We start from the raw sequence: 22,898 nt of genomic DNA, 5'->3' as shown, positions 1-22,898 counted from the left end.
AGGCTTGGCCCAGGCCGCTTCGTCTCGCCCTGACCACAGCCGCGGCGCCTGGGCGCTGTATTGGCGAGCCTTCGGCGTCGTCAGGCGGCATGACGCGCGCATCGTCATGCACTTCGCGCTGGCCTCGGTCCTGCTGCTGTGCATCGCCGGACTGAATGCGGCCTGGCCTTATTTCCTGCGCGAGCTGACCAACAAGCTGGCCCCCGCCAGCCTGGCAACGGTAAGCTCCGCCGCAGCGACCGCGCTCGTCCTCGCCTTTGCCGGATGCTGGATGCTGGCGCGGGTGGCCGAATGGGCCAAGCACGCGGCGTTCGCCGCCATCGCCGCGCGCTGCGACGCCGCCTTCCAACAGGCCCTTTACATGCACCTGTTGCGATGGCCTTATGCGGAGTTTCTGCGCCACGACCGCGGCGTTCTGATCGGCGACATCCAGAACAGCCGTCGTGCCTTCAGCGATCTGAGTTTCGTTTTTTTCTGGACCGTCGGCCCGATCGTCGTGGAGCTGCTGATGGTCGGCGCGATTCTGACGCGGACCGTCAGCGGAGGCTTCGCCGCGGCGTTTCTTGTCCGCCTGCTCGCGGCTTTCGCGCTGGCGGTGGCGATCGCGACGCGGACCCAGAGCGGCCATGCCGAGATGATCGCCGCGAGCAACGCGCTGACCGCGCAAATGGTGGAAAAGTTCGGCGCGATGCTGGACATCAAGGTCAACGCGGCCTATGCGCAGGAGCGGGCTTTCGTCGGCCGCACGCTGCGCCGCTACGTCGATGTGTCCGCGCGCGGCAATGCCCTGTTCGCCTTTTATCTCAGCATGCAGTCCCTGGCTGTCGGCTTCATTCTGCTCGGCAGCAGCCTGTACCTGGCGCAGCAGGTCCTGGGCGGAAGCTTCTCCTCGGGCGATTTCGTGATGGTCACCGGCTACGTCCTGCAACTGACGATGCCTTTCACCGTGCTTGCGGGCGTGCTGATCGGCGTTCGCCGCGCGGTTTCGCCTATCTCGACCAGCCCGCGGAGCGGGGCGGCACGGTGCGCGAGGTTCATCAGGTCGGGGGGATGGCGGGTTCGCGCTGCAAGACGTGGCGTACGGCCACGATGGCCGGGCGCTCGCCACGGGACTCAACCTGAACCTGGCCGAAGGGCGCAGCTATGCCATCGTCGGTCCCTCGGGGGCGGGCAAGACCACCTTTCTCTGTCTGCTGGCCGGCCTGCTCTCGCCGAGTTCGGGCCGGGTGATGCTTCGCGGGCGGCCGATCGCGGACTATGCGCTGGACGCGGTGCGGAGCCTGATCGGCTTCGTGCCGCAGCAGCCCGCCATCGTGAGCGGCACGGTGCGCGACAACCTGCTGTATGGCTGCCCGCACCGGGTTGACGATGAGGAGCTGCGTACGCTGCTCGATGCGCTGCGCTTCGACAAGGACGCCCCGGCCGGAACGGACATTCTCGACGTGGATGTCGGCGCGGCCGGCCAGCTGCTGTCCGGCGGGGAGCGCCAGCGCCTGGGGATCGCGCGCGCGCTGGTGCGCAGGCCGCAGATCATGCTGCTCGACGAACCCTCGTCGGCGCTCGACACGCAGGCCGAATTGGCCATGCTCGAAGCCGTGCACGCCCGGGTTCCGACCGTCATCGCCATCACGCATCGCGACGCGGTGATGCGCCATGCGGATGTGTGCGTCCACCTCCCTTCCGGCGAGCTCAGGCCCATGGCCCAGGCGATCTGACGCGCGCCAAAAAAAGGCCCGCCGTGGCGGGCCCAAGCGTCTCGCGGCACGGCGCCGCGTCGTCGTGCTCAGATCTTGGCGGTCTGCGGCAGGCCGGTCAGATAGCCGACCGCGGCGCCGAAGCGGTCCTTGTAGTTGGACCTGACGAGGGGGTCGAGCGTGGGCTTGACGATGTCGTGCAGCGGGGTTTCCCAATCGCCGGGATGCTGGAAGTTGCTGAGGATGTAGGTCCAGCCGCCGACGTCGTCGACGCCCTGCAGGCCGGTGGATTCGGCCCCGGCGGGACAGGACAGGATGCGCGCGAGCTGCTTGCTGTCGACGTTGTAGGCCCACAGGAAGTTGTTGACGTGCATGCCGCTGTCCTCGCCGATGAACAGGGTGCGCAGTTTCTCGGAGAACTTGAGGTTGTCCGGGTTGGCGATCTTGTCGGCATGGGCCTGGTTGCCCAGCGCGTCGGCGGCGGCGAGATCCTGGCCGACCAGCGCGGCGGGAGGCGCCATGTCCACCGGCACCCAGTCGCTGTTGATCGCGGCGCCGGCGCTGTCGGTCTGGCCGCCCTTGAGGTTGAGCGCGTACACGGCGCCGGCCTTGGGGCCTTGGACCTTGATGTCGGTGCTGCCGTCGGTCATGGAGGACTGGATGTAGCTCATCGCCACGTAGGCGACCTTGTCCTTGGCGTTGACCGTGGTGCCTTCCCACTTGGTGAATCCCATCGAACCGCCCATCAGCGCGGCGTAGCGGTGGGTTTCGAGGAAGGCGGCGGCCTTGTCCATGCCCGGCTTGAGGCGCACCCAGTTGTCCTTGCCGCCGTAGCGGATCTTGGTGTAGCTGGCGTCGGCCGGATCGACCGTCGCCAGGTCCATGATGTCGGTGGGCTTGAGGCTCTTGGCCAGGGCCTCAATGTCGGCGCTGGTGGCGGCGCCGAGCTTGATCCAGGTCAGCGTGGCCGCGCCGGGGCCGACGCCCGAGGTCTGGTGCCACTTGCCGACGTAGAGCGTGCCCGAGGACAGATCGGCGGGCTTGTCGGCGACGAACAGGAAGGCGCCGCCGTTGGTGGCGTCGTCGCCCATCAGCACGGTGCGCTGGTCGGGGCAGACATGCACCAGCTCGTGCGAGATGCGGCCCAGGCAGAAATGCTTGGTCAGCGTGCCGGTGCCGTCGGCGTTCACCGTGACTTCGGGCAGGTGGCCGTAGAGATAGGGGTTGGCCTTGACCGGGTCGTTCACGGCGTTGGCGTCGCCATAGAGATTGGTGATGAAGGCCTTGAACCGGGTGTCGCTCGCTGCGGCGAAGGCGTCGGGCTCGTATTCCTCGCTGGACAGATGCGTGTTCCAGGGCGAGAGGCTGGCGCCGCAGGTGATCCACAGGCCGTAGGCGGCCTGGGTCGGCACGTTGAAATACTTGGCCAGGCTGAGCTTGCCGGTCGCCGGGTCCTGGTCGAGGGTGAGCACGGCGATGGGCGAGGGCAGACGGCCGTACTGGCTGGCCAGCGCCTGGTCGCGCGTGGCGTACTCGAACTGCACCACGGCGAACACCGGATTGCCCTTGACCCCGAGCTTGGCTTTGTCGGCCCCGGCAATGGGTTGCAACAGGCAGGTGCCGTCCGGACAGTCGGAGAAGAACTGGCGCTCCTGGCCGGGCACGGAGGTGTCGACGATGGGTTTGCCGTTGATATCGAAATAGCCGCCGGCCAGGATGGTGCCGCCTTGCAGATTGGGCACCTGGTCGCCGGTGATGAAGAACGGCTGGTAGCCGAGCTTGTAGCTTTGGGTGCTGCCGTCGCGATACGCCACGCTCAGGCTCGATGCGACGCTGGTGGTGGCCATGGCGGAAGCGTCCGCGAGGGTCGGAGCGGCCATGGGGGTGAAACTGGCCGAGGTGGGCGCCGCGGCCGGCGTCGCGGCCGTGCTGGAGCCGCCGCAGCCTGCGAGCAAGACGGTTCCGCCCAGGGTGGCCAGGGGCAGCAGCGGGACGCCGGAAAACAACTTGAGCGCCTGCCGGCGCGACAGTTGGGAGACTTGGGTCATGATGGAGCAATCCTTCACAGTCGGTGAATGGCAAGAGGTGACGCCGCCTGTGGCGGTGGGCATCAGCCGGCCAGCATGCGTTACACGTGATGACACGACAAACATCAAGTTACATTTCCGATGTGACAGGCATTTGACAGCGTGCCGGACGCGCCGCGCTCCGCGCTGAAGAACGAAGACGGAGCGATGGCGTCTCAGCACGGAACACTGTCAGAATGCGTGTTCCGGATCCGAGAGGAGCGTCATGAAAAACCCGCTGAGATTCATCGTCGTCCTGCTGGTGGCCCTGATCGCCGCATTCGGCTATTTCGACTGGCAGCGCGAGCATCCGGAAGCTCCGCGGCAGGTCAGCGCGCCGGTGGCACCGCCGGCTTCGGCCACGCCGCCGGCCAGCACGCCGGCCTTGTCCGCGCCCAAGCCGGCCCCCGCCTCCGCGCCCGAGCTGGCTTTGCCGGCGTCATCGGCGCAGCCGCTTCCCGCGCTCGGCGAAAGCGACGCCGCGATGGGCAAGGCCATCGCCGGACTGATCGGCCACCAGGCCTTCCTCGCCTGGGTGATCCCGCATCGCCTAGTCATGCATATCGTCGCCACCATCGACAACCTGCCCCGCGCCCAGGTTCCCGCGAAGGCCTGGCCGGTCAAGCCCGTACCCGGAGCGTTCCGCACCGTGGGCACCGGCGCCGAACTGGCCATCAGCCCGGACAACGCGCAGCGCTACGCGAACGACATGCGCATCCTGGAATCGGTCGAGCCCAAACGCCTGGTCGATGTCTATCTGGCGTTCTACCCGCTGTTCGAAAGCGCCTACAAGCAACTCGGCTACCCGCAGGGCGACTTCAACGCCCGCCTGCTGGTGGTCATCGACAACCTGCTGGCCGCGCCCGAACCCCAGGCGCCCATCCGCCTGACGCAGCCGCATGTTCTGTACCAGTACGCCGACCCCGCGCTGGAATCGGCTTCTGCCGGGCAGAAGATTCTCATGCGCATGGGGGGGCGCAACGAAGCCTTGGTGAAAGCCAAGCTGCGCGCCATCAAACAGGAACTCGCGCGCCACATGCACCCCGCCGCGCCGGCGAGTTGAGCGCGCGAGCCCAAGGGCGCCGCTTCTTGCGGCGCGCGGGGGCGGTTTACTGCCCCGAGGCGACGAAGATCTCGACGCGGCGGTTCATGGCCCGGCCCTGTGCCGTGTTATTGCTAGCCACGGGATTTTGTGAACCCATGCCCTGCGTGGCGATGCGCTGCGGCTGCACGCCGCGCGACACCAGATAGTTCTTCACGCTGAGGGCGCGGTTTTCGGACAGCGGATAGTTGATGGCATCCGAGCCGGTGCTGTCGGTGTAGCCCAGGATCTGCACGGACTCGGTCGGGTTCTGCACCAGGCCGGAGGCCAACTGGTTGAGCACGGGGTAGAGGTTGCCGTTGAGCTGCGCGCTGCCCGTGGCGAAGCCGGCGTCGGCCGGCACATTGATTTTCAGGCGGTTGTCGGCCGTCTTGGTGACCTGCACGCCGGTACCGGCCGTGGCCTGCTCCATCTGCTGCTTTTGTTTTTCCAGGTGCTGATTCCAGAGATATCCGCCCGCGGCGCCCACTGCGGCGCCCGCGATGGCGCCCGTGGCGGCGCTGCGGCCGGGATTGCCGCCCGCCGTGAGCGCGCCGATGACGGCGCCCGCCGCGGCGCCGATGCCCGCGCCTTGTGCGGTGCTTTTCTGCGACTGACTCATATCGGCGCAACCCCCGAGGGCCAGGGTGCCGACGACAGCGAAGGCGATCGTGCGTTTCAACATGACTGTTCTCCTTGGATAACACATGGCAAACATTTGCGCGGCAAGTGTAACGACTTGTCCCGGCATCGCGCGCGGCGTGGACCCGTGAGCACAAGGCCCAGGAAAATCCGAACCAAATTCAGTCGTACAGTGTCTCACGAGACATCGAACATGGCCATTCATCTCTAAGAGCCGCACTTTGGGGTTGGAGCAACGGATCCCTGACGTATCCAAGCACTGGAGAATGCAATGCACGACAATCCTCGCCCGGCAGATTTGCGCTGGCACCTGGAAGACCTGGATTTCACCGCCATCGACACCGTGCGCCTGCGCAAGCGCGATGACTTGTTCCTGCTGGTGTGCAGCGCCTCGTTCATCGAGAGCGGAACCGACACCTACACGCGCAACCTGGTCGACTATTTCTCCGGCGACGCCGAAGTGGGCGACTGGCTGAGCCAGCATTGGGAGCCCGAAGAACTGCAGCACGGCCTGGCGCTGAAAACCTATATCGAGCACGTGTGGCCCGACTTCGACTGGGACGGCGCCTATGCCGACTTTTTCACGGAGTACTCCAAGCTCTGCACCACAGACGAACTCGAACCCACGCGCGGCCAGGAAATGGTGGCGCGCTGCATCGTGGAGATGGGCACCACCACCTATTACCAGGCGCTCAACGCGGTGTGCGACGAACCCGTGCTGCGCGACCTGACCTGGCGCATCCGCACCGACGAAGTGCAGCACTACAAGCACTTCTATCACTATTTCCTCAAGTACCGGGAACAGGAGGGGCTGCACCGGCCCAAGGTGATCGCCGCGCTCTGGCGCCGCGTCGCCGAGCTGCGCCAGAGCGACGCCGACATCGCGCTGCGCCATGCCGCGGCGTGGCGCTTCCGCGGGCGCGCGCAGCCGCCGTCCATCGATGCCGTGAGCAAGCAGATTTACGAGCTCATGAGTACGCAATATCCCATCGAACTGGCGGTGCGCATGGCGCTCAAGCCCCTGTTGCTCGGCGCGCGCATGCAACGCTGGGCCGAGCGGCCGCTCGCCGCGGTGGCCCGGCGCGTCCTGCTGAACTGACGCGCCAGACGCGCTGCCCGGCCCGCCTCCAGAGGAGGCGTCGGCACGCGGTGCCCCAGACGTTGAACGCCAGGTGGATGACGCCTGGCGGCATACCCGAGCGCCTTGCTCGGACACCGGAAAAACCTTGTTTCCAAGCTGCGGCGAGGCGGCCTATATTGGGCTCGGAGCCGCGCGTTGCGGGGCCAGGTGAATGGCAAACCTGCGACGCCGATCGGCATGGCGCGCCGCCTGCAGATCGAGGCTGCGACGACGCCAACGAGGAGACGCAAGATGCAAAAGTCCCTGCATATCGACCCGGATCAGTGCACGGGTTGCCTGCAATGCGAGATGGCATGCTCATACGAGAACTATGCCGTCTTCAACACCGCCAAATCACGCATCAAGGTGTTCGATTTCCACGAAACCGGGCGCAAGGTTCCCTACACCTGCACCCAGTGCGACGAAGCCTGGTGCCTGCACGCCTGCCCGGTCGAAGCCATCAAGGTCGACGCCGCCACCGGCGCCAAGATCGTGCTGGAGGACAGCTGCGTGGGTTGCAAGGTCTGCACCATCGCCTGCCCGTTCGGCACGGTGAACTACGTGGCTGACACCGGCAAGGTGCAGAAATGCGATCTGTGCGGCGGCGAGCCCGCCTGCGCCGAGGCCTGCCCCACCGGGGCCATCACCTATATCGACGCCGACTGGACGGGCCTGGGGCGCATGCAGCAATGGGCCGCCCGGCTGGGCAACCAGAACGCCGCCTGACGCGCCGCACACGAGGAGACACCACCATGACCTGGGCTGGAAAGATTCTGCGCGTGAACCTCACGCAAGGCACCACCAAGAGCGAGCCGCTGAACATGCAGTGGGCGCGCGACTACATCGGCCAGCGCGGGCTGGCGACCAAATATTTCGTCGAGGAGGTCGACGCCAAGGTCGACCCGCTGTCGCCCGACAACAAGATCATCTACGCCACCGGGCCGCTGACCGGCACCATGGTGTCGACGGGCGGACGGTACTCGGTCATCACCAAAGGGGCGCTGACCGGCGCGATCGCCTGCTCGAATTCGGGCGGCTATTTCGGCGCCGAACTCAAGATGGCGGGCTGGGACATGATCGTCGTCGAGGGCAGGTCGCCCAAGCCGGTCTACCTCTACATCGAGAACGACAAGGCCGAGCTGCGTGACGCGGCGCCGATCTGGGGCAAGACGGTGTGGGAGACCGAACCCTGGATCAGGAGCCATCACCAGGACCCGCTGATCCGCGTCAACTCCATCGGCCGCGCCGGCGAGAACGGCGTGATGTACGCCGCCGTGGTCAACGACCTGCACCGCGCCGCCGGGCGCTCCGGCGTCGGCACGGTGATGGGCAGCAAGAACCTCAAGGCCATCGCCGTGCGCGGCACGCAAGGCGTGGGCCATGTGCGCGACCCGAAGGCCTTCATGGCGGCGGTGAACGCCGGCAAGAAGGTGCTGCACGACAACGCCGTGACAGGCCAGGGCCTGCCCAAGTACGGCACCCAGGTGCTGATGAACGTGATCAACGAAATCGGCGCCCTGCCCACGCGCAACCACCGCGCGGTGCAGTTCGACGGCGCCAAGGACATTTCGGGCGAGGCCATGCACGAGCCGCGCAAGACCGACGGCAAGCCCAACCTCGTCACCAACCAGGCCTGCTTCGGCTGCACCATCGCCTGCGGGCGCATCAGCAAGATCGACGCGCACCATTTCTCGGTCGAGAACAAGCCGCAGTACTGGGGCGCCTCCGGCGGCCTGGAATACGAGGCGGCCTGGGCGCTGGGCGCGGCCAACGGCGTCAACGATCTGGAAGCGCTCACCTACGCCAACTTCATCTGCAACGAGGACGGCATGGACCCCATCACCTTCGGCGCCACGGTGGGCGCGGTGATGGAGCTGTACGACATGGGCCTGATCACCAAGGAGCAGCTCGGCATCGAGGCGCCGTTCGGCTCGGCCAAGGCGCTGACCTACTTCGCCGAGATCACCGCGCGCGGCGAAGGCTTCGGCAAGGAAATCGGCCTGGGCAGCAAGCGCCTGACGGCCAAGTACGGCCACCCCGAGTTGAGCATGAGCGTCAAGGGGCAGGAGTTCCCGGCCTACGACTCGCGTGGCATCCAGGGCATGGGCCTGGCCTACGCCACCAGCAACCGCGGCGCCTGCCATCTGCGCGGCTACACCGTGGCCTCGGAGGTGCTGGGCATCCCGGTGAAGACCGATCCGCTGGTCACCGAGGGCAAGGCCGAGCTGGTGAAAGCCTTCCAGGACGCCACGGCGGTGTTCGACTCGGCCGGCGTGTGCGTGTTCACCACCTTCGCCTGGACCCTGGCCGACCTGCAGCCGCAGCTGGCCGCCGCCTGCGACGAGGGCTTCAGCATGGACAACCTGGCCCTCATCGGCGAGCGCATCTGGAACACGGAGCGCGACTACAACAACCGCGCCGGGTTCACCGCCAAGGACGACACGCTGCCGCCTCGCCTGCTCAAGGAGCCGGCGCAAACCGGCCCCGCCAAGGGCCTGGTCAACAAGCTGCCGGAGATGCTGCCCAAGTACTACGAGATTCGGGGCTGGACGCCGGAGGGCACGCTCAAAGCCGAAACGCGCACGCGCCTGGGCTTGTGAAACCGCCCCCTCCCCACACGCGCGGGGAGGACTGGCGTGGGGAGGCGCCAACATCGACCTCGCACTGGCGAAGGACACGACCATGAAGCACCATGTCATCATCGGCAACGGCCCGGCCGGCGTCGTCGCGGCCGAGACCCTGCGCAAGCACACGCCGGCGGTCGACACCATCACCCTGATCGGCGACGAGGACGCGCCGCCGTATTCGCGCATGGCCATTCCCTATCTTCTGCACGGCGACATCACCGAGCGCGGCACCTGGCTGCGCAAGGACGCGCACCACTGGAAGACGCTTCGCATCGACCTGCGGCGCGACCGCGTCAAGGCGCTGGACGCCGGGACGAAAACCCTTGCGCTCGAAACCGGAGGCCGGCTCGGTTTCGACACCCTGCTCATCGCCACCGGCTCCAGGCCCGCGCTGCCCCCCATCCCCGGCATTCACGCCCAACGCGTGCACACCTGCTGGACGCTGGACGACGCGCGCGCCATCGCGCAACTCGCGGTGCCCGGCGCGCGCGTCATCCAGCTCGGCGCCGGCTTCATCGGCTGCATCATCATGGAATCGCTGGTGCGCCGCCGCGTGCAGCTCAGCGTGGTGGAAATGGGCGACCGCATGGTGCCGCGCATGATGGGCGAGGTGGCCGGCGGCATGATCCGCGACTGGGTCCAGGCCAGGGGCGTTCAGGTGCACACGGCCGCCCGCATCGAGTCCATCGAATCGAACCCCGCCGACTTGGCCGCGCCACTGGCGGTGCGCCTGTCCAGCGGCCAGCGCCTGCCCGCCGATCTCGTCATCAGCGCGGCCGGGGTGAAACCCAAGATCGACTTCCTCGAAAACTCCGGCGTGCAGTGCCTGCAAGGCGTGCTGACCGATGCGCGCATGCAGACGAATATGCCCGGCATCTACGCCGCGGGAGACTGCGCCGAGGCGTTCGACGTCGTCTACGGCAAGTCCATCGTCAGCGCCATCCAGCCCAATGCCGTGGACCAGGCCTATGTCGCGGCGATGAACATGGCGGGCAAGCCGGCGCAGTTGCGCGGCGTCACCCAGATCAACGTGCTCGACACGCTGGGCCTGATTTCGTGCAGCTTCGGCCAGTGGCAGGGCGTGCCCGGCGGGCAGGGCGTGGAACGCACCGACCGCGCCGCGTTCAGGCATCTAAGCCTGCAGTTCCAGGGCGACGTGATGGTGGGCAGCCACAGCATCGGCACCACCGAGCACATCGGCGTGCTGCGCGGCCTGGTGGAAGGCCGCGTCAGGCTCGGCGTCTGGAAAGACCGGCTTCTCGAAGACCCGACGCGCCTGATGGAAGCCTATCTCGCCGGAGCGCAGGGGCAAAGCCGGCGCGGGCTGCTCGCCGCCTGAGCCCGGCACGCCTAATCCACGTCCGCGTCTCGATGTCCGCCGCCCCCGCTGTCTCGTCGCAAACACCGGCGCCCGCGCCGGCAAGCGTCCGCATCACCCTCAAACTGCTGGCCCTGCTGACCGATTACCTGCCGCAGCCCCGGCAGGGACATCAGGTGTTGCTGGATCTGCCGGCCGGCACGACGATTCACGATGTGGTGCTGCGCATGCGCCTGCCGGAAAAGCTCGTCCATCTGGTGCTCGTGGACGGCGTCTACATCGATCCCGCACAGCGCGGCACGCGCGTGCTGCAGGACGGCGAGACCCTCGCCATCTGGCCCCCCGTGGCCGGAGGCTGACGGCCCATGTTCGGGCGCGGCGCGCCGGCAACGGCAGGGCTGGACATGGCCATCACCCGCGCCGAATTCGTACGCCAGCTCACGGCCGCTTTCGGTCCCCCGCACAACCCGGAACCCGACGTCTTCACCGGCCGGCACAACGGCTGGGCATGGCGCATCGCGCTGCGACCCGCGGCGCCGACTCGGTTGGGCTCGGTCGTGCTGGAGCGCTGGGCCGTGCGCATCGACCTCGCCGCGCCGACACCCGAGGCGCGAACGCGTTGGTGGGACCGATTCACCACGCATTTCCAGAAAGGCGGCGGCTGATTCCCGCAGGAGATGCGACGCGGATCTCAAGAAAACGTCGGGCCGCTCCCAAGTTTTCTTGACCCCCAAGGGGGGCGCTCAGAACGTGCTCGGCACCGGTTGACGGCCCAGGCCAAGCGAACCTGGCTTCTCATTCGACCGCAGGATGTCAGCCAGGATGTCCGGGATCTCGAATACCGCGCGATTGCGCATCGCGCCGATCCTGCGCTGGAAATCCGGCAATTGCGCGATGAGCGCCTGCACGGCGGGCTGGACGACGCGAAAGCTGGGCAGCACCAGGCCATAGCCGTTGTCGCGCACCCATTGCGTGTTGTAGCGCTCCTGCGGCATGGTCCAGGAATTGCGCGTGACGACGACCGGCAACCCCAGGTGCAGTGCCTCGCTCAGGGAACCCGGCCCCGGCTTGCCGATGAAAAAGTCGCCCAGGCGCATGATGTCGGCCACGTCGGGGGTGAAGCCCAGCACGAGGCGCGGCGCGACGACCGGCAGCGCGCGCAGCTTGCCGGCCAGCTTGGCGTTGTGGCCGCACATGAGGATGAGCTGGGTGTCCGGCAAACGGCTGGCGATCGACAGCATGCTGCGCGAACCGTGGCCGCCGAACATCACCACGCCGGTGGGGCGCTCGGGATCGAGCCCGAGTTCGGCGCGCCGCGCGGCGCGGTCGAGGTCGGATGCGCGGTAGAAGTCCGGCCTGATGATCATGCCCGAGCTGGCGTGGATGCGCGCGGGCGCATGGCCCGCGTCGAGCGCCTGCTGCACGGCCCTCGGACTGCCGCAGATGAAGTGCTGCTCCTGGTCGGGCTCGATCCAGAAATGCGGCGGGTAGTCGGCGATGTCCGTGAGCACGGTCACAAAGGGCACGCCCGGCAGCGAGGCGGCAAGGCTTTGGTACAAGGCTCTGTTGAAATTGGGAATCAGCGACACCACCAGGTCCGGCTCGGTGCGCAACCAGTGCTGCTGCAGCACCTTCATCAACGTCGGGTGGAGCAGCCGGATCAGCGCCTGCAGCAGCTTGAGCTCGGAGCGCAGCCCCAGGGTCAGGCCGCGGGCCAGGCGGGCGTTGTAGTAGTCCTCGGGTGAAAAGGCGTACTTGCGAAAACTGCCCAGGGGATCGAGCACCTCGGTGAGGTTGACCAGCCGCACGGTCCAGTCCAGCCCCCTTTGCGCGATGGCCTGCTGCAGGGCGAGGGCCGAAGCGCGGTGGCCGCCGCCGGCGTTGAAGTAGACGAGATCAATGGTGGTCATCGGATGCGGCTGGTCGGGTTTGCGGCATGGTCGCTGGCGGACTCAACCCGCCAGGCCCTCGGCCTCTTCCGCGCCCGGGTTGTCGAGGCTGAACACATCGGCATTGTCGTCGTAGGCGTAAATCTCGGCGTAGCGCCCCCAGTCGATGGCGGTGTCGAGCACGTGCTCGGCCTCTTCCTCGCTGAAATGATCCTCCAGTTCGGTGCGGAATCGGGCGCCGGGCGCGCGGTGGTTGTGCCGTTCGTCGAGCACCGCGCGAATCCGCGCGGCCAACGGCACGCGCTCGGTGAGATGGCGCGCGAACAGCGGCTTGCGCTCCTGCACGTCGGCTTCCACGAACAGGCGGCCGGCCGGGCTCAATTCGATCTCCCCGTCGGACACCTGGGCGAAACCCAGCAATTCGACGGTCTCGATCAGGGGGAACAGATCGTCCACCGAGAAGTGCATGTCCTCGGCCAGCTCGGGCAGGCTGATGCGTGCGTTGCCGGTGTTCTGCTCCAGCGCCGAAAGCTCCTCCAGCAGGCCGGCGAGCTGGTTGACCGACACGTGCGGCAGGCGGTGGCCGATGCTGATGGCGCCGCGCTGGGCGACGTTGACGCTGGCCGCGGGGCGCGCGGTCATGATGCCGTAGATGTGCTCGACCAGGTCGCGGAATTCCTGCGACTCGCGGTCGCGCGGATGCGGCAGCGCGACCGGAATCTCCGCCCGCACCCGCCCCGGGTTGGAGCCGAGGATGAGAATGCGGTCGGCCATCAGCGCCGCCTCCTCGATGTTGTGCGACACCAGCAGGATGCCCCGGGTCGGGATCTTGCGTTCGATCCACAGATCGAGCAGATCGGTGCGCATGGTCTCGGCGGTCAGCACGTCCAGGGCCGAGAACGGTTCGTCCATCAGCAGCACGTCGGGGTTGATGACCAGGGCGCGGGCGAAGCCCACGCGCTGGCGCATGCCGCCGGAGAGTTCACGCGGGTAGGCCGACTCGAAACCGTCGAGACCGATGAGGTCGATGGCCGCCAGCGCGCGCTGGCGGCGCTCGGTCGGCGGCACCTTCAGCGCCTCCAGCCCCAGTTCCACGTTCTGCAGCACGGTGAGCCAGGGAAACAGCGCGAAGCTCTGGAACACCATGGCCAGGCCCGCAACAGGCGCCACGATGGGGCGGCCGCGATGCAGCAGCGTGCCGTCGCTCGGCGGCACGAGTCCGGCCAGCATGCGCAGCAGGGTGGACTTGCCCGACCCCGAGCGCCCCAGCAGCACCAGAATCTCGCCCTCGCGCAGACGCATGTTCACGTCGTCGAGGATGAGCAGTTCGGTGCCGTCGGGCGCCTTGAAGGCCTTGCGCACATGTTCGGCGAGAAAAATGTCTGTTCCCGCGCGCGGTTGCGGCGCGGGCCGAATCCCGGATGCGTCGGGTTGCAGGAGGTGCGGATCTGCGGCCATGCGGCGTCCTCGAAAGTGTTCAATCCAGGCGCACGCGGCGCACGGACAGCTCATACAGGCGATGCCAGAACAGGCGGTTGACCAGAATGACCAGCAGCGACATCACGCCCACGCCGAGGGCGATCTGTGCGCTGCGGCCCTGCGCCGTGGCCTGGCTGATGAAGGCGCCGAGGCCCGTGGCCACTAGGGTCTTGCCGCCCCAGGCCACCACCTCGGCGACGATGCTGGCGTTCCACGCGCCGCCCGAGGCCGTGATGGCCCCGGTGATGAAACCCGGAAAAATCGCCGGCAGGTACAGGCGCCTCCACAGCAGCCAGCCCCTGAGGCCCAGGTTTTGGGCGGCTTCGCGCATATCGGTGGGAATGCCCGACGCCGCGCCGACCACCGAGAACAGGATGTACCACATGCTGCCGAGGATCATCAACGGCGCGGTGAACACGTTGACGCTCAGGTGCCAATGCACGATGGCCACGACCACGAGCGGGAACAGGAGATTGGCCGGAAACGCCGCGAGGAACTGCGCCAACGGCTGCACCGCCTGCGCCCAGCGCGGGCGCAATCCCACCCACACCCCGATGGGCACCCAGATCAGCGCCGACAGCAGCACCAGGACGAACACCTTGAATCCGGTCACGCAACCCAGCCACAGCACATGGCCGACCATCGGCCAGCCGAAGTCCCGCGGCAGCACGCGCAACAGGCCGACCAGCGCCCAAATGGAAAAGACCAAGATGGCGGTATAGAACAATCCGTCTCCCCAGCGCCTGCGCGCGGGCGGGGCGGGCGGCCGCTCGGGCAGGCGCGGCGCCAGGCGGACCGAGAGATCCCACAGGGCGGCGGGAATCACCGCCAGTTGGCGCAGCGCGCGCGTTCGCCGTATGAAGTCGAGCACGGCCGAACGCGGCGCTTCGCCGGAGGCTGACATCTCGAACTTGAACTTGTCGGCCCACGCCACGATGGGGCGGAACAGCAAGGTGTCGTAGAGCAGGATGATGACGATCATCGCGCCGATGGCCCAGGCGATGGCGCCGAGGTCCTTGTCGGCGATGGCCTGCGCGATGTAGGAGCCGATGCCCGGCACCGTCACCGTCTGCCCCCCCACCGTGATGGCTTCGGAGGCGACGACGAAGAACCAGCCGCCCGACATCGACATCATGGCGTTCCACAACAGTCCCGGCATGGCGAAAGGCAGTTCCAGCTTCCAGAAGCGCTGCCAGGCGTTGAGCCGGTACAGCGTGGCGGCCTCCTGGAGGTCGCGCGGCACGGTCTTGAGCGACTGATACAGGCTGAAAGTCATGTTCCAGGCCTGCGAGGTGAACACGGCGAAGATCACGGCCAGTTGCACGCCCACCAGACTGTCCGGGAACAACGCCATGAACCCGGTGACGGTGATCGACAAATAGCCGAGGATGGGCACCGACTGCAGCACGTCGAGCACGGGCACGAGCAAGCGTTCGGCGTAGCGGTTGTGCGCCGCCAGCCAGGCATAACCGAGGGTGAACACGAAAGACACCACCAGCGCGGCGAGCATGCGCAACACGGTGTACAGCCCGTATTCCGGCAGATAGAGCGGGGACAGCGAAATGGGAATCCGCTGCCCGAGGCGATAAGGCACCGACATCTGGTGCCCGGCGTGGCTGACGATGAAAAACAGCGCAATGATGACCGGCAGCGCAAGCAGATCGCGCCGGTTGGGCACGGGCAGCGGCAGGGGCAGACGGCGCAGATCGAGGGTCATGGCGGACGCAGGTCGGGCGGCCGTGCGCGCGGCGCGCAAGTGGCGTAAACCTCCAAGTCTATCGGCTCCATCGTGACAAGCCCCAGGCGTCGAGATGGCTGGAATTCGAGCAGTGCCGAGCGAGGTCCGTTGAATGCAAAAGCGAATGGCCCTTGTTTCTCGGTGCCCTGCCGCGCACCTTTGCGCGCATGCACAATCGAGCCATGCACATACGCCGTTATCTCTATGTTTCGCTGATCGCCGCGCTCGTGGTGATCGGACTCAAGATGCTGGCATGGAAACTCACGGGCTCGGTGGGTTTCCTGTCCGACGCCATGGAATCGCTGGTCAACGTGGTGGCGGCCGGGTTCGCGCTGCTGATGGTCAGCATCGCGGGACGCCCTCCCGACGCCGACCATCCCTATGGTCATTCCAAGGCCGAATACTTTTCCAGCGGCATCGAGGGCCTTCTGGTGGGTCTGGCCGCCGTGCTCATCATCATCGAGGCGGCCAACCGCCTGATGGCGCCGCGCCCGGTCGAGGCGGTTGCTGCGGGGGTGGTGCTGACAGCACTTGCCACCGTCGTCAACGCCGCGGTGGCGTGGTGGATGCTGCGCGGGTCCAGGAATCTGCGCTCCATCGCGCTGGAGGCCGATGCGCGCCATTTGCTGACGGACGTGTGGACCAGTCTGGGCGTGATCATCGGAGTCATGCTGGTGCCGCTCACCGGCTGGCTGTGGCTGGACCCGGTGGTGGGTATCGTCGTGGCTCTGCACATCCTGCGCGAGGCCTACAGTCTGGTCGCGCGCTCGGTGGACGGTCTGATGGACAAATCCCTGCCCGACGATGATCTCGCCGCCGTGGAAAAAGTGCTCGAACGCTACCGCAGCGCCGACGTGCGCTTCGACCATGTCCGTACGCGCCGCGCCGGCACGCGCCGCTTCGTCAGCATGCACATGCACATGCCGTCGCAGTGGTCGCTGGGCCATGCCGCGCACTGCCGACTGGCCGTGGAGAAAGCGTTGATGGACGCCATTCCAGGCATCGGCGTCACCATCGAAACCCTGCCGCAGGGAGAGGAAAGCCACCAGGAGGAGTGCGGTCAGCCCGAAGCCAGCGCGCATCTGCCCGAGTAGCGCCCGGCCACCCAACGCGCGAGCCGTCGGCATCGGTCTTGACTCGCACGCGTGCACGGCATGGCCCGCTGCGCTAAATTGAAGCCCAGGCTCGCCTTGAGCCGACGCCGGCGCAGCCCGCCCAAACCCATCCGCCGCAAGAACCGGAGTTCGCCATGCAACTCAGCAGCACGTCTTTCCACGACCAGCAAGCCGTTCCGACGCGGCTTGCGTTTTGCAAGCCATCCGCCGTGGGCCATGTCGCGCTTTCGGACAACCGCAATCCGCACCTGGCCTGGTCGGGTGCGCCCGCCGGCACGCAAAGCTTCGCGCTCATCTGCCACGACCCGGACGTCCCCAGCCGCGCCGACGATGTGAACCGCGAAGGCCACACCGTTGCGGCCGACCTGCCGCGCGTGGATTTTTTCCACTGGGTGCTGGTCGACATTCCAGCCAGCTGGCACGAAATCGCCGAGGGCGCGATGAGCGCCAACGTCACCCCGCGCGGCAAAGGCCCGCTGCCGGCAGGCGGACCACGCCACGGCATCAACGATTACACGGCCTGGTTCAAGGGCGATCAGGACATGGAAGGTCTCTACCACGGCTACGACGGCCCGTGTCCGCCATGGAACGATGAACGGCTGCACCACTACACCTTCACCCTGTATGCGCTGTCTATCGCGCGTTGCCCGGTCGATGGCGCCTTCACCGGGCAGCAGGTGCGGCAGGCCATTGGCGGCCATGTGCTGGCCCAAGCCTCCCTGACGGGCACCTACACCCTCAACCCCACGCTGTTGAACATGGTTAAGGCCTGATGGCGAAGCCAGGCCTTAAACTTCGCCATCCTCAATCGCCCAGGCGGCAGGCCTTGCCGCGCCATCTCCCATGACCCAGGAAACGACCGCCAAGAAGCCGCTCAATGTGCAGTTGCAGGGCCTCATCGGCATCGGCGTAGGCGTTCTGGTTCTGGCCCTCATCCTCGGCTTGCTGCGCCTGCGGCGCGACAGCCTTCCGGTGGATGCCGCCGAGCTGCAAATGAGCGCCTCGACGCCCTGCATGCAGCAAGCCATCACCAAGGCCACCGCGGGCGGCAAGCCGATCACCTACAGCCAGCTCGACACGTTGAAGACCCGCTGCGGGGAGTGAACCGTGGCGCGCCTGCGCCACGGCATGGCTCAGCTCACTTCTTGCCCTTGATGCTGTCGAGGTAATCGGCGATCACCGCCACCTGGTCGTCGGGGATCGGCGCCTTGAACGCGTTTTTCATCTTGTTCACCTCGACCAGCCAGGCCGCCTTGCCCAGGTCGGGCTGGTTCATCACCATGCCGACCGAGTGGCACATCAGACAATAGCTGTTGGCGGCCTTGGCACCCGCCGTGTCCCCGGGAAACACCCGGGTGCTGGTGGGCAGTGTGATGCTTTCGTTATGCAGGGTGATCGCCTGCGCGGGGCCGCTGGCCAGCAGAGCTGCCAGGCCGAAGGCGGCGGTGACGGCGGCGCCGAGTGCAAAGATGCTTTGATGCGTTTTCATGTGGTTCTCCAGGATCAAACGGCCAGCACGGAGGTGGACTCGACCACGTTGCGCATGAAGCCGCCTGGGTTCCAGTTCGGCGTCATGGGCTGCTGCAGGCCGTCGCTGTTGGTGCAGCGGACCATAAGGGTCTGGTCGCCCTTGTCCAGCTTCACATGGGTGCTCCACTGCCGGAAACTGAACTTGCCGTAATCGCGGCCCAATTGCGTGGGGGTCCAGGTCTTGCCGCCGTCGGTGGACAACTCGACGGTCTTCACACCCGTATCGCCGCCGAAGGCGATGCCGCGCACCAACTCCGGCCGGCCGGCCGGAACCTTGGCGCCGGTGGTGAGATTGGTGATGAACGAGCGCGGCACCATGCGGTTGATGGGCACGAATTTCACGTCCTTCTCGCCTGGCGTCATATTGGCGTGCGGCCAGTTGTCGGGGATGGTGTAAGCCGGGTGCATCCAGAAATTGGTGTCCTCGTGATCCAGGACCCTGATGTGCTGGAGCGCCTTGGTCCAGTAGGTGGCGTACCAGCCGGGGACCACCAAGCGGAAGGGGAACCCGTTGAGCAGCGGCAGGGTTTGGCCGTTCATTTCCCAGGCGATCATCACGTCGCCGTCGCGCGCATGGTCGACGCTGAGGGACTTTTTCAGATTGGGCGCGGTGGGAATGACCGGACGCTCGGAGCCCTCGAACTGCACCTGCACCGCGCCGGCCTTGACGCCGGCTTCATCGAGGACATCCTTCAGCCGCACGCCGACCCAGCGCGCGTTACCCATGGCGCCATTGCTCCACTCGCCTCCCGCGACGCGCGGCTGGAAGTAGCCGCGCGAGTTGCCGGAACACTGGTTCACCGCCGCCAGTTCCACATGCTTGAACTTGCGCATCAGGTCGAACACGGTGAACTTGAGTTCCTTGTTCACATGCCCGCTGATGGTCACGGTATGGGTCTTGGGGTCCATGTGGGTCGGGATATCGGCCCAGTGCCAGCGCACGTAAAACTGGTTGACCGGGGTGAACACGCCCTTGTCGAACACGGAAAACGGCGTTTCCAGCAGCGGTGGTCGGGTCCGCTGCAGAATCATCGTGCCCTTTTGCGGAAATGCCGAGGTCAGCCGACGTTCATCCGGCCCGCCCGGCAAGGGCAGCTTGATCATGTCCGCAGCAAAGCTGCGAGGCGCCAGCGCTGCCGCGCCAAGGCCGAGCACGCCGGCCTGCAACAATTGCCGCCGCACGGCGGCGTCGATTTGGGGCTTGTTTGATGCCATGGTGCAATCTTCCTCCAAGGTCGCTCGCGGTCCGGATGGGCCGCGAATCCGCGCGATCGATGCTTTTCCGTCGCACGCGATGGACTTATTGCATGATGTTTCAACCCGGCAAGCAAATTGGTCTTTTCGATGGTCTTGATCTGTTTTTCTTCTGATCGAAGGACAAGCGGAGCATGAAAAACAACGCCTTCTCGACGCTCGGCCTATGCGCAAAAACGCATAAACGAGTCGATGCGCGCTTTCATGAACGTCCAGCCTGGCTCCCTGCCAGACTGACAGGTTCGCGCCTTGCTTACTCGGACCGGTATTTCGAACGGTTCTGCTGGATATAACGAGAGGCGCATACCGACACGTTTATTCACATCTTTCACATTTCGCAATGCTTGGTACTGAGCCTGGATCCAGCCCAAACCCCGCGCAGCGCATCGCCCACCGTGGCGGTGGATCGCTGGCGCCCGAAAACACGCTCGCCGCATTTCGCGCCGGCCTGGACGCCGGGCTGACCGCGTTCGAGTGCGATGTCAAACTCAGTGCCGACGGCGTTGCCTTCCTTCTGCACGACGATTGGCTTGACCGCACCACCACCGCCAGCGGCCGCGCGAGCTGGAAGCCGTGGACCCAGCTCGCGCGCGTGGATGCGGGTCGCAAGTTCGGCGCGCGCTTCAGCGGCGAGCGCATACCCAGCCTTGCCGATCTGGCCGGGTTGGTCGCCGGCCATGATCTCTGGCTGAATCTGGAACTCAAGCCCGACACCGACGCCAGCGCCGCGCGGCAGGCCGACTGGGGCTTGCGCATCGCGCGGCAAGCGGTCCGGCTGTGGGCCGGCTCGCCGCAGCCACCCTGCCTGTCCTCCTTCTCGATTCCGGCCCTGCAGGGCGCGCAACAAGCCGCACCCGGGCTGGTCCGCGCGTGGCTATGCGAACGGTTGCCGGCGCGCTGGCGCGAAGTGGCGCAGGCGCTGGACCTGGCGGCCCTGCATCTGCACGCCTCGCAATGCACGCCCGCTCTGATCGCGGAAGTTCAGGCGCAGGGACTGCAACTGCGCGCCTACACTGTCGACGACCCCGGCGAAGTCGCTCGCTTGCTGGCGGCAGGCGTCGGCGTCTTCACCGACGCCCTGGCTGCCTGAGCCGCGCCTTTCGTCTGTTCCAACCCGCCAGCCATGCACGAATCCTCCCGTATCGGCATCCTCTGTGCGATGAGGGAAGAGCAGCAGATGTTGCTGCAGGCCTTGATCCCCACGCACCCGGTCCAGCTGCATGGTCAACGCAGCTATCACCGCGGCCGCCTGTACGGGCGCGAGGTGGTGATGGTTCTCAGCGGCATCGGCAAGGTGGCCGCCGCCTGCACCGCCACCAGCCTGCTCACGGAATTTGCCTGCGGCACCCTGCTGTTCACCGGCACGGCGGGTAGCCTCGACCAAGACGTGAAAGTCGGCGATATCGTCGTGGCCGACGATCTGCTGCAGCACGATCTCGACGCCTCGCCGCTTTTTCCCCGTTTCGAGGTGCCGCTTACCGGCAAGAGCCGCTTCAAAGCCGATCCGCAGTGGGCAGCGCGCCTGCTGGACGCCGCGCGCACCGTGGTCGACGCAACCCTGCACAGCGCGGCCGGCCATGCGCGGCTGCAGGCGCTGGGCATCGTCGCGCCACGGGTGCATCAAGGATTGGTGGTCAGCGGCGACCGCTTTTTCAACCATGGTGACCAGGTGCGGCAATTGCGCGAGGTTCTGCCCGACGCCCTGGCGGTGGACATGGAAAGCGCGGCGGTGGCCCAGGTCTGCGCGGACTACCGCGTGCCCTTCGCCGCCGTGCGCAGCGTGTCCGACTGTGCCGATGCCACGTCCCACATCGACTTCGACCGTTTCAACATCCAGGTGGCCCGGCACTACAGCGCCGAGGTCTTGCGCCTGGCGCTGCCTAGCCTCAACCGTGCATGACCGCCGGGATCAGTCTCCGGCGCCAGCGCCGGCCGCGGTCTTGCGCGGCGGCCGGCCGGCGACGAGCTGAAAGGTGAAAAGCCGGCACTCGATCGGCCCGTTGTAGACCACGTGCCGCCGCGCCGGCTTGAGGCGCAGCGCACGATCGGCCTGCAGGTCGGCCAGCAGCAGGGCGGCATTCCAGCCCGTGAAGCGCTGCTTGAGCACATCGCCCAGGCGCGGCAGGAACTCTTCAGCCTCGCGGCCCTTGGCCTCGATGCGTTCCGCGTAGGGCGGGTTGGTGACGAGATGGCCGGCCTGACCGGGCTGCAGCTGTATGGGCGGCACCGCGTCCATCACGTCGCCCTGCTTGACCTGGACCACCGCCTCCACCCCCGCGCGCTGCGCATTGGCGCGCGTCAACTCCACCATGCGCGGGTCGATGTCCGCCGCGAAAATGGGCGCCTGCGCGGCGCGGCGCGCGGCCAGGGCGGCCTGGCGAATGTCTTCCCAGGCCTGCGCGCCGAAACCGCGCAAACGTTCGAACCCGAAGCCGCGCCCCAGTCCCGGCGCCAGGTTGCAGGCCATCTGCGCCGCCTCCACCACCAGGGTTCCGGCGCCACAGAGCGGATCGAACAGCACGGCTTGGGGCGTCCAACCGGAGAGTGCGAGCAAGCCGGCCGCGAGATTCTCCTTCAAGGGCGCCTCGCCATGCGCCGTGCGCCAACCGCGCTTGAAGAGCGGCTCGCCGGAGGTGTCCAGATACAGCAGTGCCTCGGTCGCGCTCAGGTGCAGGTGCACCCGCACATCGGGCTGCTCGCGGTCCACGTCGGGGCGCTCCATGCCGCGCATGCGAAAACGGTCGCACAGCCCGTCCTTGGCGCGCAACGCGGCGAAGTGCAGACTTTCCAGCGGGCTGTGGTCGGCGGTCACGTCCACGCGCAGCGTTTGGTCCGGGGCAAACCAGCGCTCCCACGGCATCTTCAGGGCAAGCCGGTACACATCGTCCGCCTGTTCGACAGGGGCGTGGCCCAAGCGCAGCAGGACGCGGGATGCGATGCGGCTATGCAGGTTCAGCCGCATTACATCTTCGAGCGTTCCACGGGCGGGCACGCCGCTTGGAACCTCTTTACCGGTGCGCAATGTTGGGCTTTCCAGCGCCTGCATTTCAGCCGCGAGCGCCGGCTCCAGTCCGCGCGGGCAAGGCAGGAACAGGTTGTGAAGTTCAGACATGATGGGCTCGCGGGCAAATCGTGCAGCTTAGCGCGACGCTGGCGTCGCCGCCGCGCAGGCACGCCCCCTCACCATCGACCCGGCGCGCCCCCCCCAGCGCGGCATGCCCGCGGCACGTCCTTCCTGCTACCCTTCCTCTCCAGGGGGTGTGCCATACCCTGCCGATGCATAGTGAAGCCGCCTAGTCCACTGCCAATAGGCGCCGAGGGTTTACAAGATGCAAAGATCAAACC

General features: G+C 66.8%; 21 protein-coding genes and 1 pseudogene. 14 read left to right on the top strand and 8 right to left on the bottom strand.

What is annotated here, in order from left to right; genetic code table 11:
- Positions 1 to 106: 106 nt before the first annotated feature.
- Positions 107 to 931: pseudogene (locus tag THIARS_RS18875) on the top strand (ABC transporter transmembrane domain-containing protein); the annotation flags it as partial.
- Between the two features lie 142 nt (positions 932 to 1,073).
- Positions 1,074 to 1,715 (top strand): ATP-binding cassette domain-containing protein, encoded by a 642-nt coding sequence (locus THIARS_RS18520; protein WP_245845475.1) that lies wholly within the window; start codon positions 1,074 to 1,076, stop codon positions 1,713 to 1,715.
- A 68-nt stretch (positions 1,716 to 1,783) separates the two neighbouring features.
- Here THIARS_RS18520 and THIARS_RS03545 read toward each other — a convergent pair whose 3' ends face one another.
- A complete protein-coding gene (locus THIARS_RS03545) occupies positions 1,784 to 3,742 on the bottom strand; it encodes a PhoX family protein (RefSeq protein WP_094159496.1) in 1,959 nt (652 codons plus the stop codon).
- 244 nt (positions 3,743 to 3,986) lie between these two features.
- Here THIARS_RS03545 and THIARS_RS03540 point away from each other — a divergent pair, with 244 nt between their 5' ends.
- Positions 3,987 to 4,823 (top strand): DUF3014 domain-containing protein, encoded by an 837-nt coding sequence (locus tag THIARS_RS03540; RefSeq protein WP_094159495.1) that lies wholly within the window; start codon positions 3,987 to 3,989, stop codon positions 4,821 to 4,823.
- A 46-nt stretch (positions 4,824 to 4,869) separates the two neighbouring features.
- Here the strand turns inward: THIARS_RS03540 and THIARS_RS03535 are convergent, their stop codons facing one another.
- Positions 4,870 to 5,526, bottom strand: coding sequence for a YiaD family glycine zipper/OmpA-like lipoprotein (locus tag THIARS_RS03535; protein ID WP_186436555.1), 657 nt, complete (start codon positions 5,524 to 5,526; stop codon positions 4,870 to 4,872).
- A 228-nt stretch (positions 5,527 to 5,754) separates the two neighbouring features.
- Here THIARS_RS03535 and THIARS_RS03530 point away from each other — a divergent pair, with 228 nt between their 5' ends.
- From THIARS_RS03530 to THIARS_RS03505, 6 genes are all read left to right on the top strand, one after another.
- Positions 5,755 to 6,582 carry a ferritin-like domain-containing protein gene (locus THIARS_RS03530; RefSeq protein WP_094159494.1) on the top strand — a complete coding sequence of 276 codons (828 nt, stop codon included), beginning with the start codon at positions 5,755 to 5,757 and terminating at the stop codon, positions 6,580 to 6,582.
- A gap of 273 nt (positions 6,583 to 6,855) precedes the next feature.
- Complete coding sequence (locus THIARS_RS03525) at positions 6,856 to 7,329, top strand: 4Fe-4S dicluster domain-containing protein (protein WP_094160607.1); 474 nt, start codon at positions 6,856 to 6,858, stop codon at positions 7,327 to 7,329.
- A gap of 26 nt (positions 7,330 to 7,355) precedes the next feature.
- On the top strand, positions 7,356 to 9,203 hold the full coding sequence (locus tag THIARS_RS03520) for an aldehyde ferredoxin oxidoreductase family protein (RefSeq protein WP_094160606.1): 1,848 nt from the start codon (positions 7,356 to 7,358) through the stop codon (positions 9,201 to 9,203).
- A gap of 82 nt (positions 9,204 to 9,285) precedes the next feature.
- Positions 9,286 to 10,569, top strand: coding sequence for an NAD(P)/FAD-dependent oxidoreductase (locus tag THIARS_RS03515; protein ID WP_094159493.1), 1,284 nt, complete (start codon positions 9,286 to 9,288; stop codon positions 10,567 to 10,569).
- Positions 10,570 to 10,601: 32 nt separating this feature from the next.
- A complete protein-coding gene (locus THIARS_RS03510) occupies positions 10,602 to 10,907 on the top strand; it encodes a MoaD/ThiS family protein (protein WP_094159492.1) in 306 nt (101 codons plus the stop codon).
- A 45-nt stretch (positions 10,908 to 10,952) separates the two neighbouring features.
- Positions 10,953 to 11,213 (top strand): hypothetical protein, encoded by a 261-nt coding sequence (locus tag THIARS_RS03505; RefSeq protein ID WP_245845473.1) that lies wholly within the window; start codon positions 10,953 to 10,955, stop codon positions 11,211 to 11,213.
- A gap of 78 nt (positions 11,214 to 11,291) precedes the next feature.
- Here the strand turns inward: THIARS_RS03505 and THIARS_RS03500 are convergent, their stop codons facing one another.
- The 3 genes from THIARS_RS03500 to THIARS_RS03490 are packed head-to-tail and all read right to left on the bottom strand — an operon-like array spanning position 11,292 to position 15,633.
- Positions 11,292 to 12,458 carry a glycosyltransferase gene (locus THIARS_RS03500; protein ID WP_094159490.1) on the bottom strand — a complete coding sequence of 389 codons (1,167 nt, stop codon included), beginning with the start codon at positions 12,456 to 12,458 and terminating at the stop codon, positions 11,292 to 11,294.
- Between the two features lie 42 nt (positions 12,459 to 12,500).
- Positions 12,501 to 13,895, bottom strand: a complete 1,395-nt coding sequence (locus THIARS_RS03495) for an ABC transporter ATP-binding protein (RefSeq protein WP_222423025.1) — start codon at positions 13,893 to 13,895, stop codon at positions 12,501 to 12,503.
- A gap of 19 nt (positions 13,896 to 13,914) precedes the next feature.
- Positions 13,915 to 15,633, bottom strand: a complete 1,719-nt coding sequence (locus THIARS_RS03490; protein ID WP_094160604.1) for an ABC transporter permease — start codon at positions 15,631 to 15,633, stop codon at positions 13,915 to 13,917.
- Between the two features lie 203 nt (positions 15,634 to 15,836).
- Here THIARS_RS03490 and THIARS_RS03485 point away from each other — a divergent pair, with 203 nt between their 5' ends.
- The 3 genes from THIARS_RS03485 (at position 15,837) to THIARS_RS03475 (ending at position 17,873) form a co-directional block, all read left to right on the top strand.
- Positions 15,837 to 16,748, top strand: coding sequence for a cation diffusion facilitator family transporter (locus THIARS_RS03485; RefSeq protein ID WP_094160603.1), 912 nt, complete (start codon positions 15,837 to 15,839; stop codon positions 16,746 to 16,748).
- A 155-nt stretch (positions 16,749 to 16,903) separates the two neighbouring features.
- Positions 16,904 to 17,542 (top strand): YbhB/YbcL family Raf kinase inhibitor-like protein, encoded by a 639-nt coding sequence (locus tag THIARS_RS03480; RefSeq protein ID WP_094159489.1) that lies wholly within the window; start codon positions 16,904 to 16,906, stop codon positions 17,540 to 17,542.
- A 70-nt stretch (positions 17,543 to 17,612) separates the two neighbouring features.
- Positions 17,613 to 17,873 (top strand): hypothetical protein, encoded by a 261-nt coding sequence (locus THIARS_RS03475; RefSeq protein WP_094159488.1) that lies wholly within the window; start codon positions 17,613 to 17,615, stop codon positions 17,871 to 17,873.
- Between the two features lie 34 nt (positions 17,874 to 17,907).
- Here the strand turns inward: THIARS_RS03475 and THIARS_RS03470 are convergent, their stop codons facing one another.
- A complete protein-coding gene (locus THIARS_RS03470) occupies positions 17,908 to 18,258 on the bottom strand; it encodes a c-type cytochrome (protein WP_094159487.1) in 351 nt (116 codons plus the stop codon).
- A gap of 14 nt (positions 18,259 to 18,272) precedes the next feature.
- A complete protein-coding gene (locus tag THIARS_RS03465) occupies positions 18,273 to 19,514 on the bottom strand; it encodes a molybdopterin-dependent oxidoreductase (protein WP_094159486.1) in 1,242 nt (413 codons plus the stop codon).
- A gap of 379 nt (positions 19,515 to 19,893) precedes the next feature.
- Here THIARS_RS03465 and THIARS_RS03460 point away from each other — a divergent pair, with 379 nt between their 5' ends.
- A complete protein-coding gene (locus THIARS_RS03460) occupies positions 19,894 to 20,643 on the top strand; it encodes a glycerophosphodiester phosphodiesterase family protein (protein WP_094159485.1) in 750 nt (249 codons plus the stop codon).
- Between the two features lie 33 nt (positions 20,644 to 20,676).
- Entirely contained in the window at positions 20,677 to 21,453 is a 777-nt protein-coding gene (locus tag THIARS_RS03455; protein WP_094159484.1) for a 5'-methylthioadenosine/adenosylhomocysteine nucleosidase, read from the top strand.
- A gap of 9 nt (positions 21,454 to 21,462) precedes the next feature.
- Here the strand turns inward: THIARS_RS03455 and THIARS_RS03450 are convergent, their stop codons facing one another.
- Positions 21,463 to 22,665 (bottom strand): THUMP domain-containing class I SAM-dependent RNA methyltransferase, encoded by a 1,203-nt coding sequence (locus THIARS_RS03450; protein WP_094159483.1) that lies wholly within the window; start codon positions 22,663 to 22,665, stop codon positions 21,463 to 21,465.
- Positions 22,666 to 22,898: the final 233 nt, after the last annotated feature.

The sequence above is a fragment of the Thiomonas delicata genome (assembly GCF_900088825.1).
Taxonomy (GTDB): Bacteria; Pseudomonadota; Gammaproteobacteria; order Burkholderiales; family Burkholderiaceae_C; genus Thiomonas_A; species Thiomonas_A delicata.
This window is presented reverse-complemented; position numbering and strand designations above follow the sequence as displayed.